This is a genomic window from Microbacterium sp. NPDC079356, from assembly GCF_049545465.1.
GTDB lineage: Bacteria > Actinomycetota > Actinomycetes > Actinomycetales > Microbacteriaceae > Microbacterium > Microbacterium gawkjiense.
Map to the genome: position 1 here is coordinate 837853 of NZ_JBMWDN010000001.1, position 15073 is coordinate 852925.

General features: G+C 68.6%; 14 protein-coding genes. 2 read left to right on the forward strand and 12 right to left on the reverse strand.

Going from position 1 to position 15073, the window contains the following annotated elements:
• Window positions 1-6: 6 nt before the first annotated feature.
• On the forward strand, window positions 7-786 hold the full coding sequence (pgl, locus tag ACPEH0_RS04255; RefSeq protein ID WP_217531321.1) for a 6-phosphogluconolactonase: 780 nt from the start codon (window positions 7-9) through the stop codon (window positions 784-786).
• 36 nt (window positions 787-822) lie between these two features.
• Here pgl and ACPEH0_RS04260 read toward each other — a convergent pair whose 3' ends face one another.
• The 11 genes from ACPEH0_RS04260 to ACPEH0_RS04310 all read right to left on the reverse strand — a co-directional run bounded on the left by ACPEH0_RS04260 (window position 823) and on the right by ACPEH0_RS04310 (window position 12652).
• Window positions 823-1179 carry an RNA polymerase-binding protein RbpA gene (locus ACPEH0_RS04260; RefSeq protein ID WP_064002292.1) on the reverse strand — a complete coding sequence of 119 codons (357 nt, stop codon included), beginning with the start codon at window positions 1177-1179 and terminating at the stop codon, window positions 823-825.
• A complete protein-coding gene (gene secG, locus ACPEH0_RS04265) occupies window positions 1179-1427 on the reverse strand; it encodes a preprotein translocase subunit SecG (RefSeq protein WP_064002293.1) in 249 nt (82 codons plus the stop codon). The genes ACPEH0_RS04260 and secG overlap by 1 nt, the downstream gene beginning before the upstream one ends.
• Before the next feature lie 97 nt (window positions 1428-1524).
• Window positions 1525-2316, reverse strand: a complete 792-nt coding sequence (tpiA, locus tag ACPEH0_RS04270) for a triose-phosphate isomerase (protein WP_217531320.1) — start codon at window positions 2314-2316, stop codon at window positions 1525-1527.
• Window positions 2304-3521 (reverse strand): phosphoglycerate kinase, encoded by a 1218-nt coding sequence (locus ACPEH0_RS04275; protein ID WP_366212933.1) that lies wholly within the window; start codon window positions 3519-3521, stop codon window positions 2304-2306. Before ACPEH0_RS04275 ends, tpiA begins: the two co-directional genes overlap by 13 nt.
• A gap of 2 nt (window positions 3522-3523) precedes the next feature.
• Window positions 3524-4534, reverse strand: a complete 1011-nt coding sequence (gene gap / locus ACPEH0_RS04280) for a type I glyceraldehyde-3-phosphate dehydrogenase (RefSeq protein WP_423719409.1) — start codon at window positions 4532-4534, stop codon at window positions 3524-3526.
• A 137-nt stretch (window positions 4535-4671) separates the two neighbouring features.
• Window positions 4672-5298, reverse strand: coding sequence for a superoxide dismutase (locus ACPEH0_RS04285; protein ID WP_064002297.1), 627 nt, complete (start codon window positions 5296-5298; stop codon window positions 4672-4674).
• A 113-nt stretch (window positions 5299-5411) separates the two neighbouring features.
• Window positions 5412-6389, reverse strand: a complete 978-nt coding sequence (gene whiA / locus ACPEH0_RS04290) for a DNA-binding protein WhiA (RefSeq protein WP_366212932.1) — start codon at window positions 6387-6389, stop codon at window positions 5412-5414.
• A 55-nt stretch (window positions 6390-6444) separates the two neighbouring features.
• On the reverse strand, window positions 6445-7317 hold the full coding sequence (gene rapZ, locus ACPEH0_RS04295; RefSeq protein ID WP_217531341.1) for an RNase adapter RapZ: 873 nt from the start codon (window positions 7315-7317) through the stop codon (window positions 6445-6447).
• 33 nt (window positions 7318-7350) lie between these two features.
• Window positions 7351-9270 carry an excinuclease ABC subunit UvrC gene (uvrC, locus tag ACPEH0_RS04300; protein ID WP_366212931.1) on the reverse strand — a complete coding sequence of 640 codons (1920 nt, stop codon included), beginning with the start codon at window positions 9268-9270 and terminating at the stop codon, window positions 7351-7353.
• A gap of 1 nt (window position 9271) precedes the next feature.
• Entirely contained in the window at window positions 9272-12157 is a 2886-nt protein-coding gene (gene uvrA / locus ACPEH0_RS04305; RefSeq protein ID WP_366212930.1) for an excinuclease ABC subunit UvrA, read from the reverse strand.
• Between the two features lie 54 nt (window positions 12158-12211).
• Window positions 12212-12652, reverse strand: coding sequence for a MarR family winged helix-turn-helix transcriptional regulator (locus ACPEH0_RS04310; RefSeq protein WP_366212929.1), 441 nt, complete (start codon window positions 12650-12652; stop codon window positions 12212-12214).
• A gap of 39 nt (window positions 12653-12691) precedes the next feature.
• On the opposite strand from ACPEH0_RS04310, the gene ACPEH0_RS04315 reads away from it, so the two are divergent.
• Complete coding sequence (locus ACPEH0_RS04315; RefSeq protein WP_217531314.1) at window positions 12692-12928, forward strand: hypothetical protein; 237 nt, start codon at window positions 12692-12694, stop codon at window positions 12926-12928.
• Between the two features lie 6 nt (window positions 12929-12934).
• Here the strand turns inward: ACPEH0_RS04315 and uvrB are convergent, their stop codons facing one another.
• On the reverse strand, window positions 12935-15016 hold the full coding sequence (uvrB, locus tag ACPEH0_RS04320) for an excinuclease ABC subunit UvrB (RefSeq protein ID WP_366212928.1): 2082 nt from the start codon (window positions 15014-15016) through the stop codon (window positions 12935-12937).
• Between the last annotated feature and the right edge of the window lie 57 nt (window positions 15017-15073).

Below are 15073 nucleotides of genomic sequence, written 5' to 3' on the forward strand. Positions count from 1 at the left end.
AGTCGCATGTCGGAGTTCCGCGCGGAGAAGCGCGTCGTCGTCCGTCCTGACGCGCAGACGTTGGCCCGAGGGGTCGCGAAGCGCTTTTTCCAGCGGGTCTCCGCACGCGCCGCCGAGGGAAAGACGACGCACATCCTGCTGACCGGGGGCACCGCCGGAACGGCCGTGCTGCACGCGGCGGGCGAGAGCGATCGCCGGCGGGAGGTGGACTGGTCGAAGGTCCACTTCTGGTGGGGGGACGAGCGTTTCATCCCGGCGGGCGATCCGGAGCGGAACGAGACGGCGGCACGTGCCGCGTTCCTCGACCACATCGACGTCCCGGCGGCGAACATCCACCCCATCGCCGCCTCCGACGCCGGGCGCAGCCATGACGAAGCGGCCGCCGACTACGCGGCGGAGCTGGCCTCGTTCGCCGCCGAGGACCAGCCCTGGCCACGGTTCACCCTGGCGTTCCTGGGCGTCGGACCCGACGGACACATCGCATCCCTGTTCCCGGATCGCAGCGAGATCTCCGACACCGAGCACGCCGTCCTCCCGGTGCGTCACTCCCCCGTGCCGCCGTCCGAGCGGATCACCCTGACCCGTCCGGTGATCAACTCGTCCCGGCGCGTGTGGTTGGTCCTCCCCGGCACCGACAAAGCGTCTGCGCTGGGCTTGGCGCTCGCCGGCGCGAGCTACCACTCCGTTCCCGCCGCCGGGGCGAAGGGGCGCAAGCAGACGGTGTTCTTCGTCGACGAGGCCGCCGCGCAGGGTGTGCCCGAAGAACTGATCGACCCCGAGTTCTGAGCGAACCCGGGGTCGTATCGGTGTGTAAGGCGGCGATCAGTCCTGACCGCGGCGCTCCCGAAGCTGCTTGAGGGCGTCGTCCAGGATCGACTCCGCCTCCTCGTCCGTGCGACGCTCCTTCACGTAAGCGAGGTGCGTCTTGTAGGGCTCGGTCTTGGCCAGCGCGGGCGGGTTCGCCTTGTCACGACCGGCCGGGAGGCCCGAGTGCGGCGAGTCGATCGTCTCGGGGATCTCCTCCTCCGAGATGCCGGCCGCGAAGTAGCGCACCGTCTCGTTACCGAGTGCGTCCCAGTACGAGACGGCCACACGGTCGGCGTGGTGACCGTGGTCCTGCTCCCCCATCGGTCCGGCACCGACGCGGGTGCCCCGGATCGCGTTGCCCCCGGTCGCCATCAGATGCTCTGGAACTTCGTGATGAGGCCCAGCGCGACGATCGCAACGAACCAGACGAGTGCGAGCACGACCGTGAAGCGGTTGAGGTTGCGCTCGGCGAGGCCCGAGGACCCCATCGCCGAGCTCATGCCGCCGCCGAACATGTCGGAGAGGCCGCCGCCGCGCCCCTTGTGCAGGAGGATCAGGAGAGTAAGCAGGAGGCTGGTGAGTCCCAGCAGCACCTGCAGCACAAGCTGGAGGATGTCCACAGTCGTTGAAAGCCTTTCGGGTCGCCGAGTCGCTCAGCGCTCGCACGAGTATACCGGCTGAGCGGTGCGACGCCGCGAGGCGCCGCACCGCTCAGGATCACACGCCGACGTGCTTCTGGTAGCGGATGATGGCGGCGAACTCGTCGGCGAGGAGGCTCGCTCCTCCGACGAGGGCGCCGTCGACATCGGGTTCGCGCATGAAGCTCGCGATGTTGCCGGACTTCACCGATCCGCCATAGAGGATGCGGGTGCGCTCGGCCGCGGCATCCCCGAGGCTCTCGGAGAGCACCGTACGCAGCGCGGCGCACACTTCCTGCGCCTGCTCGGGCGAGGCGACCTGTCCGGTCCCGATCGCCCAGACCGGCTCGTAGGCGACCACGACGTCCGCGTCCGAGGGCACACCCTCGAGCGCGGCGCGGAGCTGAGCGACCGACACGGCGGTCGGGCCGGACTCCTCGCGCTGCTCGAGCGTCTCGCCCACGCAGATCACCGGCACGAGCCCGTGACGCAGCGCGGCCTGCACCTTCGCGGCGACGACCTCGTCGGTCTCGCCGTGGTACTCGCGTCGCTCGGAGTGACCGATGATCACGTAGTCGACGTCGAGCTTCTTCAGGAACGCTCCGGAGACCTCACCCGTGTAGGCGCCCGAGTCCTTCGTCGACACGTCCTGCGCACCGAGGGCGAAGGGGATCTTGTCGGCGTCGATGAGCGTCTGCACCGTGCGGATGTCGGTGAACGGCGGGAACACCGCGACCTCGACCGAATCGGTCTCGTGCGCGGCATCCTTCAGCGTCCAGTGCAGCTTCTGGACGAACGCGACCGCCTGCAGGTGGTCGAGGTTCATCTTCCAGTTGCCGGCGATGAGGGGCTTGCGGGTCACGCTTCCCATCCGAGGATCTCCAATCCGGGCAGCTTCTTGCCCTCGAGGAATTCGAGGCTGGCGCCACCACCGGTGGAGATGTGGCCGAACTGGTCGTCGTCGAATCCGAGCTGACGGACGGCGGCCGCGGAGTCGCCGCCGCCGACGACCGACAGGCCGTCGACCTCGGTCAGCGCCTGGGCGACCGTCTTGGTCCCTTCGGCGAACGCCGCCATCTCGAACACGCCCATCGGGCCGTTCCAGAACACGGTCTTCGCGCCGCGGATCGCGTCGGCGAACAGCTCCGCCGTCTTCGGTCCGATGTCGAGGCCCATGCCGTCCGCACCGAAGGGGGTGTCCTCCAGGGCGTCGGCGGATGCCACGACGTGATCGGCGTCGGCGGCGAAACCGGCGGCCATCACGGCGTCGACGGGGAGCACGAGCTCCACCCCACGCTCGCGCGCCGTCTCCATGTATCCGCGGACCGTCTCGAGCTGATCGACCTCGAGGAGACTCTTGCCGACCTCGTGACCCTGTGCCGCGAGGAAGGTGAACAGCATGCCGCCACCCACGAGGATCTTGTCCACGCGGGGCAGGAGGTGCTCGATCACGCCCAGCTTGTCGCTGACCTTCGAGCCGCCCAGGACGACCGCGTACGGACGCTCCGGACGCTCGGTCAGGCGGTCGAGGACGTCGACCTCCTTCTCGATGAGGAGGCCGGCAGCGGAGGGCAGCAGCTCGGCGAGGTCGTAGACCGACGCCTGCTTGCGGTGCACGACACCGAACCCGTCGGAGACGAGGGCGTCGCCGAACGACGCGAGCTGCTCGGCGAACGCGCGACGGGTCGCGTCGTCCTTCGCGGTCTCCCCCGCGTTGAAGCGGAGGTTCTCGAGGACGGCGACCTGCCCGTCCGCGAGGCCCGCCACGGTGTCGCGAGCGGAGTCGCCGACCGTGTCGGTCGCGAAGGCGACGTCCGCGCCGAGGAGCTCCGACAGCCGCGTGGCGACGGGGGCGAGGCTGTACTTCGCGTCCGGGGCGCCGTCGGGCCGGCCGAGGTGGGAGACCGCGATGACGCGAGCTCCCTGCTCGACCAGCGCCGACAGCGTCGGCAGAGCCGCACGCACGCGGCCATCGTCCGTGATGACGCCGTCCTTCAGGGGGACGTTGAAGTCGACACGGACGATGACGCGCTTGCCTGCGAGCGAACCCAGCGAATCGAGGGTGCGCAGAGCCATCGTCAGAGCTTGCTGGCGACGAGCTCGGTGAGGTCGACGAGGCGGTTCGAGTAGCCCCACTCGTTGTCGTACCAGGACGAGATCTTCACGAGGTTGCCCGACACGTTGGTCTGGCCGGCGTCGAAGACCGAGGAGTGCGGGTCGAGCTGGATGTCGCTCGAAACGATCGCATCGGTGTTGTACTTCAGGTACCCGACGAGCTCGCCCTCGGCAGCGGCCTTCTCGAAGGCGGCGTTGATGACCTCGGCGGTCAGGCCCTCGGTCGGGGTGACGACCGTCAGGTCGACGATCGAGCCGGTGGGGACCGGAACGCGGTACGACGAGCCGCTCAGCTTGCCGTTGAGCTCGGGCAGCACGAGACCGATGGCCTTGGCGGCGCCGGTGGCGGCGGGGACGATGTTGATCGCCGCAGCGCGCGCACGGTGCAGGTCGCCGTGGGGGCCGTCCTGCAGGTTCTGGTCGGCGGTGTAGGCGTGGGCCGTCATCATGAAGCCGCGCTCGATGCCGAAGTTGTCGTTGAAGACCTTGGCGATCGGGGCGAGGCAGTTCGTGGTGCAGGACGCGTTCGAGATGACGTGCATCGTCTCGGAGTCGTAGGTGCCGTCGTTGACACCCATGACGAAGGTGCCGTCGACGTCGGTGCCCGGCGCCGAGATGATGACCTTCTTCGCACCGCCGTCGATGTGCTTCTTGGCGTCCGCAGCCTTGGTGAAGCGGCCGGTCGACTCGATGACGATGTCGACGCCCAGTTCGCCCCAGGGGAGGTTGGCGGGGTCGCGCTCTTCGAAGACCTTGATGGTCTTGCCGTTGACCGTGATCGAGTCCTCGGTGTACGAGACCTCGGCGTCGAGGCGACCGCCGACGGAGTCGTACTTCAGGAGGTGAGCGAGGCTCTTGTTGTCGGTGAGGTCGTTCACCGCCACGATCTTCAGGTCAGCTCCCTGCGCGAGAGCCGCGCGGAGGAAGTTGCGTCCGATTCGGCCGAAGCCGTTGATGCCGATCTTGACAGACACGTTGTCTCCCGTTTCTCGTCGCGTACGCCCCTCGAACGGGGTCGACTCGCGATGTGCTGGAAAAGAGAGAGGATGCCGGGGCTTCGCCCCCGTTGCCGGGAGGAGCCCGGCATCCTCACCTGTGAACGACCCTACTACTAGAGCAGGCCCGCCGTCTTGTCACGGGCGGCGTCGAGACGCTGCGCGACGTTCTGCCAGTTGGCGATGTTCCAGGCCGCCTTGACGTAGTCGGCCTTGACGTTGAGGTAGTCGAGGTAGAAGGCGTGCTCCCACATGTCGAGCTGGAAGATCGGGATGGTTCCCTGCGCCGTGTTCGACTGCTGGTCGAACAGCTGCTGGATGATCAGCTGCTGGCCGATCGGGTCCCAGCTGAGGACGGCCCAACCGGAGCCCTGGATGCCGGTGGCAGCGGCCGTGAAGTGCGCCTGGAACTTGTCGAAGCCGCCGAAGAACTCGTCGATCGCCGCGCGCAGCTCGCCCTCGGGCTCGCCGCCGCCGCCCTGCGAGGCGGGGGCCAGGTTGGTCCAGAAGATGGAGTGGTTGACGTGTCCGCCGAGGTTGAACGCGAGGTCCTTCTCGAGCTTGTTGACGTTCGCGAGGTTGCCGGTCTCCCGCGCCTCCGCGAGCTGCTCGAGGGCGGTGTTCGCTCCGGTGACGTACGCCTGGTGGTGCTTCGAGTGGTGAAGCTCCATGATCTTGCCGCTGATGCTCGGCTCGAGCGCGGAGTAGTCGTACGGGAGCTCAGGCAGCGTGTACTTCGCCATGTCCTCTTCCTTCTGTCGGTGCCGCGCGCACGGCGCGGCCGGTCGGATTCATCCTATTGAGGGCCAACCCGCCGGACACCCGGTTGCTTCCCGCGAAGAGGGGATGTATCCCGTCAGTCCTCGAGACCGGCGGGGACGGCGGACTCGGTGTCGGGGATGCCGTCCTGCGCGGCCTTCTTGTCGGCCATCGCCAGGAGACGGCGGATGCGGCCCGCCACGGCATCCTTCGTCAGAGGCGGATCGGCGTGGTGGCCGAGCTCGTCGAGGCTCGCGTCGCGGTGCGCGAGGCGGAGGTCGCCGGCCTGCCTCAGGTGCGGCGGGACGGTGTCGCCGAGGATCTCGAGCGCACGCTCGACACGGGCGCAGGCGGCGACCGCCGCCTGCGCGGAACGACGGAGGTTGGCGTCGTCGAAGTTGACCAGGCGGTTCACGCCGGCGCGGACCTCACGGCGCTGCCGCATCTCCTCCCACGCGGCGGCGGTCTTCTGCGCACCCATCATGAGGAGGGTCGCGCGGATCGCCTCGCCGTCGCGGATGACGACGCGCGGCACGCCGCGGACCTCGCGCGCCTTGGCGGCGATCCCGAGACGGTGCGCCGCACCGACGAGCGCCATGGCCGCCTCGCCCGAGGGGCAGGCGACCTCGAGCGCCGCCGAACGGCCCGGATCGGACAGGGTGCCGGTCGCGAGGAAGGCGCCGCGCCACACGGCCGCGAGGTCGGGGCGTGCGCCGGTGGTCAGCTTGTTCGGGAGTCCGCGGACCGGTCGCCGACGGTTGTCGAGCAGACCCGTCTGGCGGGCCAGGGTCTCGCCGCCCTCGATGACGCGCACCGCGACGAGGTTCGCCGTCCGTCCGCCGGAGGACTGCACGTGCGCGAGTTCGGGCCGGACGCCGTAGATCTCGACGAGGTCGCGGGCCACGCGTCGGGCCAGGATGTCGGTCTCGACCTCCGCCTCGACGGCCACCCGGCCGGCGATCGAGTGGAGTCCGCCCGAGAAGCGCAGGATCGTGGTGAGTTCTGCGACGCGGGCCGTCGGCCGCGGATCACGCACCGAGGTGAGTTCCGTCTTCACGTCAGCAGTCAGCGGCACGGCGATCCTTCGGTGGGTGCGAGGGGGACAAAGGATCAGCTTACTCGCGCACGGGTCATTCGCGACCCAGGTCCCGGTGCGTGACCCGTACGGCCACGCCCGGTTCGGCGCCCAGACGCTCGGCGAGCTCGAACGACGTCACGACGGAGCGGTGCTTGCCCCCGGTGCATCCGATGGCGATCACGGAGTGACGTTTGTTCTCGCGCTGATACCCCTGGAGCACGGGGTGGAGGGCCGCCGCATACGCGTCGATGAACTCGCGTGCGCCCTCCTGACCGAGCACGAACTCGCGGACCGCCTCGTCCTCCCCCGTGAGGGCGCGCAGCGAGGGCTCCCAGTACGGGTTGGGGAGGAAGCGCATGTCCGCGACGAGGTCGACGTCCGGCGGCAACCCGTACTTGAAGCCGAAGCTCATGACGGTGACGGTGTGCCGTGCGTCGCCGTCCGCGCTGAACAGGTCGACGATGCGGTTCGCCAGCTGATGGATGTTGAGGGCGCTGGTGTCGACGATGACATCGGCGGCCTCACGGATGGCAGCGACGCGCTCGCGCTCACGGCGGATGCCGTCGAGGATCGTCCCCTCCCCCTGCAGCGGGTGGGGCCGACGGACGGCTTCGAACCGGCGGACGAGCACCTCGTCGGAGGCGTCGAGGAACAGCACCCGCAACTGACGGCCGTCGCGGAGCGAATGGGTCACGGACGGCAGCTCGCCGAAGAGCTGGCGCCCGCGGACGTCGACCACCGCGGCGACACGCGGAAGCGCATCGGCTGCGAGTGCCGTGAGATCCAGCAGATGCGACAGCATCTGGGGCGGCAGGTTGTCGACGACGTACCAGTCGAGGTCCTCGAGGGCGTTCGCCGCGGTCGTGCGCCCGGCTCCGGACATGCCCGTGACGATCAGGACCTCGCCCGCCGTCTGGCCGTCCATCCGTACCCCGCCTTCCACGCGTGTCATCTCAGCCTAACCACCCGAGGGCACGGCATCCGACCCGGCCGCCAGGTGCGCGTGGATCGTGGCCGCGAGCCGCGGGCCGATCCCGGGCAGCTCCTGGATCTCCTCGGGTGTCGCCTGCTTCAGGCGGCTCACCGATCCGAAGTGACGCAGGAGCGCCTTGATCCGCGTCGCGCCGAGACCGGGCACCTCCGCCAGCACCGTCGTGATGTCCCGACCGCGCTTCTTGCGCTGGTGGGTGATCGCGAAGCGATGCGCCTCGTCACGGAGCCGCTGCAGCAGGTAGAGCGCCTCGGAGGAGCGCGGCAGGATCACCGGGAAGTCGTCGTCGGGCAGCCACACCTCCTCGAGACGCTTCGCGATGCCGCACAGGGCGATCTCCTCGTGGCCGGCGTCGCGCAGGGCACGCGCCGCGGCCTGCACCTGCGGCTGGCCGCCGTCGACGAGCAGCAGCTGAGGCCGGTAGGCGAAGCGCGGGCGCTTGCGCGTGGCATCCACCTCACCGTCCGCCATCGGGTCGATCTTCTCCTGCTCGGCTTCGTCGCGGTCGATGTGCGCGAGCCGTCGGGTGAGCACCTGATACATCGAGTCGGTGTCGTCGGTGGTCTCGGCGACGGAGAACGACCGATACTGGTCCTTGCGCGGCAGACCGTCCTCGAACACCACCATCGACCCGACGACCCCCGTGCCGCCGAGGTGCGAGATGTCGAAGCACTCGATGCGCAGCGGGGCCTCGGTCATCCCGAGCGCCTCCTGCAGATCCGTCAGCGCCTTGGTGCGAGCCGTATAGTCGCTCGTCCGCCGCGTCTTGTGCAGCATGAGCGCCTGCTGGGCGTTGAGCGTCGCCGTCCGCATGAGGTCGGCCTTCTGACCGCGCTGCGCGATCTGCACCGTCACCTTCTTGCCGCGCCGCGACTGCAGCCACTGCTCGAGCTCGGCCGAGTCGTCGGGAAGGGTCGGCACGAGGACCTGGCGCGGGATGTCCTCGGCAGAGGCGGCCCCGTAGGCGCGCTGCAGGATCTGATCCACGAGGTCGGGCCCGGAGATGTCGAGCTCCTTGTCGATCGTCGTCGCGCGGACGCCGCGCACACGTCCGCCGCGGACGACGAAGTGCTGGACGGCCGCGGACAGCTCGTCCTCGGCCACGCCGAACAGGTCGGCGTCCGTGTCCTCGCTCAGCACGAGCGCGCTGCGGTTGAGGACGGCGTCGAGCGCCTGCAGCTTGTCGCGGTACGACGCCGCGGCCTCGTAGTCCATCGCGGCCGCCGCTTCGCGCATCCGCGCTTCGAGCCGCTTCGTGAACCGCTTGTCGCTCCCGGACATGAACGAGACGAAGTCGTCGACGATGGCGCGGTGCTCCTCGATCGTGACCTTCATCGAGCAGGGACCGCCGCACCGGCCGATCTGCCCGGGGAAGCACGGCCGCCCCGAGGCCATCGCCTTCTTGTACGACGAGTCGCTGCAGGTGCGGATCGGGAACACCTTGATGAGCTGATCGATCGTGTCGTGGACCGCCCAGACCTTCGGGTACGGGCCGAAGTACTTGGCCCCGCGGATGCGGCGGTTGCGGGTCACGATGACCCGCGGCGCCTCGTCGGCGAGCGTCACCGCCATGTACGGATAGGACTTGTCGTCCTTGTACCGGACGTTGAACGGCGGCGAGTACTCCTGAATCCAGGTGTACTCGAGCTGGAGCGAGTCGATGTCGGTCTTCACGACGGTCCACTCGACCTTCGCGGCCGTCGTCACCATGCGCCGTGTGCGCTCGTGGAGCGTGTGGAGCGGCGCGAAGTAGTTGGACAACCGGGCGCGGAGGTTCTTGGCCTTGCCGACGTAGAGGATCCGACCGTCGGCATCCAGGAACCGGTAGACGCCGGGGTCGGTGGGGATCTCCCCCGGCTTCGGCTTGTACGGCAGAGCGGAGGCCACGTCAGCCCGCCTTGCGCGCGGGAGCCACTTCCAGGATCTCGGCGAGGAACTGCCCGGTGTGGCTCTCGGGTACGGTCGCGACCTGCTCCGGGGTCCCCGTCGCCACGATCGTGCCGCCGCCCGAGCCCCCCTCGGGGCCGAGGTCGATGACCCAGTCGGCGGACTTGATCACGTCGAGGTTGTGCTCGATGACGAGCACCGAGTTGCCCTTGTCGACGAGGCTGTTCAGGACCTCGAGCAGGCGCTGCACGTCTTCGAAGTGCAGACCCGTCGTCGGCTCGTCGAGCACGTAGATGGTGCGCCCGTTGGAGCGACGCTGGAGTTCGGTGGCGAGCTTCACGCGCTGCGCCTCACCGCCGGAGAGCGTCGTGGCCGACTGCCCCAGCCGGACGTAGCCGAGCCCCACGTCGACGAGGGTCTTCAGGTACCGGTGGATCGCCTGGATCGGCTCGAAGAAGTCGGCTGCCTCCGAGATCGGCATGTCGAGGACCTCGGCGATGTTCTTGCCCTTGTAGTGCACCGCGAGGGTGTCGCGGTTGTAGCGCTGGCCGTGGCAGACCTCGCAGTCGACGTACACGTCGGGCAGGAAGTTCATCTCGATCTTGATCGTGCCGTCACCCGAGCACGCCTCGCACCGGCCGCCCTTGACGTTGAAGCTGAAACGACCCGGTTGGTAGCCGCGCGCCTTCGCCTCGGTCGTCTCGGCGAACAGCGAGCGGATGCGGTCGAAGACGCCCGTGTAGGTGGCCGGGTTCGACCGGGGCGTGCGACCGATGGGGGCCTGGTCGACGTGGACGACCTTGTCGAGGTGCTCGAGTCCGGTGACCCGGGTGTGCTTGCCGGCGACGCGACGCGCACCGTTGAGCTTGGTCGCGAGGACTTCGTAGAGGATGCCGTTCACGAGCGACGACTTGCCGGAACCGCTCACGCCGGTGACGGTGGTGAGCACGCCGAGCGGGAAGTCGACGGTGACGTTCTGGAGGTTGTTCTCCCGCGCCCCGACGACGCGCAGCTGGCGCCCCTTGTCGATCTTCCGACGCTTCTTCGGCATCCGGATGGCGCGTCGTCCGCTGAGGTAGGCGCCGGTGATGGACTCCTGGTCCGTCAGGAGCTGCTCGACCGGTCCCGAGTGGACGACGTTGCCTCCCTCGACGCCGGCGCGCGGTCCGATGTCGACGATCCAGTCGGCGGCGTGGATGGTCTCCTCGTCGTGCTCGACGACGACCAGCGTGTTGCCGAGGCTCTTCAGACGCACGAGCGTCTCGATGAGTCGGCGGTTGTCGCGCTGGTGGAGTCCGATGGAGGGCTCGTCGAGGACGTACAGCACACCCGTGAGCCCCGAGCCGATCTGCGTCGCGAGACGGATGCGCTGCGCCTCGCCGCCCGAGAGCGAGCCCGCCGCACGGCTGAGACTGAGGTAGTTGAGGCCGACCTGGATGAGGAAGTCGAGTCGGGCCCGGATCTCGCGCAAGACCGCGGCCGCGATGGTCGCCTCGCGGTCGGTCAGCGAGAGCTGCGCGAAGAACTGCTGCGCCTCGCCGAGGCTGAGCCGCGAGGCATCCGCGATCGAGTGCCCGTGGACGAGGACCGACAGCACCTCGGGCTTCAGACGGTCGCCGTTGCAGACCGGGCAGGGCACCTCGCGGAGGAACTCGGCCCAGCGCTGACGCTGCGTGTCGGTCTCGGCCTGCGTGAACTGGCGCTCGATGTACGGGATGACGCCCTCGAAGCCCGACGCGTACCGCATCTCGCGGCCGTAGCGGTTCTTCCACTTGACGGTGACCTTGTAGTTCTCGCCGCTCAGCACGGCGTCCTGCACGTCGGCCGGAAGGTCCTTCCAGGGCGTGTCGAGCGAGAACCCGAGGTCGTCCGCGAGTCCCACGAGCAGCCGCTCGTAGTACTGGAACAGTCCCTTGCCCTGCGTCGTCCAGGGGACGATGACACCTTCGGCGATGGAGAGCTCCTCGTCGCCCAGCAGCAGTTCGGTGTCGACCGACATGCGGGTGCCCAGACCCGAGCAGGCCGGGCAGGCGCCGAACGGCGCGTTGAAGGAGAACGTCCGCGGCTCGATCTCGGTCAGGGTCAGCGCGTGCCCATTGGGACAGGCCAGCTTCTCGCTGTAGCTCTGCCAGGCGTCGTCGCCCTCTTCGTCGACGAAGTTGACCTGCAGGATGCCGCCTGCGAGACCCAGGGCCGTCTCGACCGAGTCGGTGACGCGGCTGAGGATGTCGGGGCTCGCCACCAGACGGTCGACGACCACGGCGATGTCGTGCTTGTAGCTCTTCTTGAGCGTCGGCGCCTCGGCGAGCTGCACCGTCTCACCGTCGACGATCGCACGGGCGTAACCCTTCGCCGACAGCTCCTTGAAGAGGTCGACGAACTCGCCCTTCTTCTGCGACACGACGGGGGCGACGATCTGGTACCGCGTGCGCTCGGGGAGCTCCATGAGCTGGTCGGCGATCTGCTGCACCGTCTGCCGCTGGATGCGCTCACCGCACTCGGGGCAGTGCGGGATGCCGACGCGCGCCCACAGCAGACGCATGTAGTCGTTGATCTCGGTGATGGTGCCCACCGTCGAGCGCGGGTTGCGGTTCGTCGACTTCTGATCGATCGACACCGCAGGGCTGAGACCCTCGATGAAGTCGACGTCGGGACGGTCGACCTGTCCGAGGAACTGGCGTGCGTACGAGCTGAGCGACTCGATGTACCGGCGCTGACCCTCGGCGAAGATCGTGTCGAACGCGAGGCTCGACTTCCCCGACCCGGACAGGCCGGTGAACACGACGAGCGAGTCCCGCGGGATCTCGAGGTCGACGTTCTTCAGGTTGTGGACGCGTGCGCCGCGGACACTGAGTTTGGAGGCGTGGGGAACGGGGACGATGGGCACCGGTCAATCCTAGGTTGGGCCACCGACACGGGCTCCGTGCTTCGCTCCCGGCGATCAGTCCTCGGTGGTCGGCCGGCGTCCGGCGAAGGGTTGCAGGCCGTCCCTCAACCGCTCGACGTCGGCGACGCCGAGTCCGACGCGCGCCATGATCTGCCTCGGCACGTCCAGCGCCTGCTCGCGCAGGGCCGCTCCCTCGTCGGTCAACGCGATGTCGAGGACGCGTTCGTCCGCCGCGCGCCGGCGCCGGACGACGCGGCCCTGCGCCTCGAGACGCTTGATGGTCGGCGACAGGCTGGCGGGCTCGACCGCGAGGGCGGTCGCCAGCTCGGAGAGTGACTGCGGCGCACGCTCCCACAGGGCGAGCATCACGAGGTACTGCGGGTGCGTCAGACCGAGGTGCTCGAGGACCGGCCGGTAGATCGAGACGACGTTCCGGGCGGCCGTGACGATGGCGAAGCACAGCTGACTCTCCAGCTTGAGTGCGTCCTCGTCCATTCCGATCCCCTTCCGCTAATAGTTAGTACACTAATCAATATGGACGACGAACGCGAGCAACGGCCCCCGCTGCGGGAACGGATCCGCGCGGCGGGCGGGTTCTACCGCTGGTGGAACAGCCGCCTCATCCGCTACGCGGGCCCGGCCTCGGTCGGTCCCTACGAGACCGAGCCCGAACCGGTCCGGACCGAACGCGCGTGTCCCCTGTGCGGTCAGCCGATGTCGGCGCACACCTTCGACCGCTCGGGGGAACGCCCCCTCATGCACTGCCCCTGAGCACGCTCAGGCGTGCCCGGCGCGTTCCATGGCGCGCAGCTCCTTCTTCAGGTCCTGCACCTCGTCGCGCAGGCGCCCCGCGAGCTCGAACTTGAGCTCGTCCGCCGCCGCCAGCATCTGGCGCGTGAGATCCTCGATCGTCGCCTCGAGCTGGTTCGCACCCTCAGCCGCGATGCCCTCGCGCCGCAGCTGCGGGGTCGGACTCTTGCCCTTGCCGGACTTCGTCTTGCCCTTGCCGCGACCGTCCATCATGTCCCGCGTGTCGCTCGCCTCACGGGCGAGCGCATCGGTGATGTCCGCGATCTTCTTGCGCAGCGGCTGCGGATCGATCCCGTTCTCGAGGTTGTACGCGATCTGCTTCTCGCGTCGACGTTCGGTCTCCTCGATGGCTGCCGCCATCGAGTCCGTGATCTTGTCGGCGTACATGTGCACCTGGCCCGATACGTTGCGCGCCGCGCGACCGATCGTCTGGATGAGGGACGTCCCCGACCGCAGGAAGCCTTCTTTGTCGGCATCCAGGATCGCGACGAGCGACACCTCGGGCAGGTCGAGGCCCTCGCGCAGCAGGTTGATGCCCACGAGGACGTCGTACACGCCCTGCCGCAGCTCGGTCAGCAGCTCGACGCGACGCAGCGTGTCGACGTCGGAGTGCAGGTAGCGCACGCGCACGCCGTGCTCGCCGAGGAAGTCGGTCAACTCCTCCGCCATCTTCTTGGTCAACGTCGTGACGAGGACGCGCTCGTCACGCTCGACGCGCAGCCGGATCTCCTCCAGCAGATCGTCGATCTGACCCTTCGAGGGCTTCACGATGATCTCCGGGTCGATGAGACCGGTCGGACGGATGATCTGCTCGACGACGCCGTCGGCGATGCCCATCTCGTACCGTCCGGGGGTCGCCGACAGGTACACGGTCTGCCCGATCCGCTGCTTGAACTCGTCGAAGCGCAACGGCCGGTTGTCCATCGCGCTCGGCAGCCGGAACCCGTGGTCGACGAGCGTGCGCTTGCGGGAGGCATCCCCCTCGTACATCGCACCGATCTGCGGGACCGTCACGTGGGACTCGTCGATGACGAGCAGGAAATCGTCGGGGAAGAAGTCGAGCAGGGTGTGCGGCGCTTCACCGGGCATGCGCCCGTCGATGTGCCGCGAGTAGTTCTCGATGCCGGAGCAGAAGCCGAGCTGCTGCAGCATCTCGAGGTCGAACGTCGTGCGCATGCGTAGACGCTGGGCTTCGAGCAGCTTGCCCTGCGACTCGAACTCCTTGAGCCGCTCCTCGAGCTCGTGCTCGATGGTGCCGATGGCGCGCTGGACCGTCTCGGTGCCCGCGACGTAGTGGGATGCCGGGAAGATCGGCACGCTCTCATGCTTCTGCACCACATCGCCGGTGAGCGGATGCAGCATGTACAGCGCTTCGATCTCGTCGCCGAAGAGCTCGATGCGCACGGCGTACTCCTCGTAGACCGGGATGATCTCGATCGTGTCGCCGCGGACGCGGAAGTTTCCGCGCGAGAAGTCGACGTCGTTGCGGTTGTACTGCATCGCGATGAACTTGCGGATGAGGGCGTCGCGGTCGTACCGCTCCCCCACCTGCAGGGCGACCATCGCGCGCAGGTACTCCTCGGGCGCGCCGAGGCCGTAGATGCACGACACCGTGGACACCACGACGACGTCGCGCCGGCTCAGCAGCGAGTTGGTCGTCGAATGGCGCAGCCGCTCCACCTCGGCGTTGATCGAGGAATCCTTCTCGATGAAGGTGTCCGTCTGCGGGACGTACGCCTCGGGCTGGTAGTAGTCGTAGTAGCTGACGAAGTACTCGACCGCGTTGTTCGGCATGAGGTCGCGGAACTCGTTGGCGAGCTGCGCCGCGAGCGTCTTGTTGTGCGCGAGCACGAGCGTCGGACGCTGCACCTGCTCGATCAGCCAAGCCGTCGTCGCCGACTTGCCCGTACCCGTCGCGCCGAGCAGGACGACGTCGGTCTCGCCCGCGTTGATGCGGGCGGCGAGGTCGGCGATCGCCTGCGGCTGGTCGCCGCTGGGCTGGTACTCGCTGACGACCTCGAAGGGGCGGACGGAGCGCGTGGTCTGCATGATTCCAGCGTAGGCGCGGCCTCCGACACCGGCTCCGGCGTTCGCCGTCGGCGTGGG

Coding starts and splice junctions, on each gene's coding strand:
- pgl (WP_217531321.1), top strand. CDS start 7: ATGTCGGAGTTCCGCGCGGAGAAGCGCGTCGTCGTCCGTCCTGACGCG.
- ACPEH0_RS04260 (WP_064002292.1), bottom strand. CDS start 1,179: ATGGCGACCGGGGGCAACGCGATCCGGGGCACCCGCGTCGGTGCCGGA.
- tpiA (WP_217531320.1), bottom strand. CDS start 2,316: ATGGGAAGCGTGACCCGCAAGCCCCTCATCGCCGGCAACTGGAAGATG.
- ACPEH0_RS04275 (WP_366212933.1), bottom strand. CDS start 3,521: ATGGCTCTGCGCACCCTCGATTCGCTGGGTTCGCTCGCAGGCAAGCGC.
- ACPEH0_RS04285 (WP_064002297.1), bottom strand. CDS start 5,298: ATGGCGAAGTACACGCTGCCTGAGCTCCCGTACGACTACTCCGCGCTC.
- rapZ (WP_217531341.1), bottom strand. CDS start 7,317: ATGGACGGCCAGACGGCGGGCGAGGTCCTGATCGTCACGGGCATGTCC.
- ACPEH0_RS04310 (WP_366212929.1), bottom strand. CDS start 12,652: ATGGACGAGGACGCACTCAAGCTGGAGAGTCAGCTGTGCTTCGCCATC.
- ACPEH0_RS04315 (WP_217531314.1), top strand. CDS start 12,692: ATGGACGACGAACGCGAGCAACGGCCCCCGCTGCGGGAACGGATCCGC.
- uvrB (WP_366212928.1), bottom strand. CDS start 15,016: ATGCAGACCACGCGCTCCGTCCGCCCCTTCGAGGTCGTCAGCGAGTAC.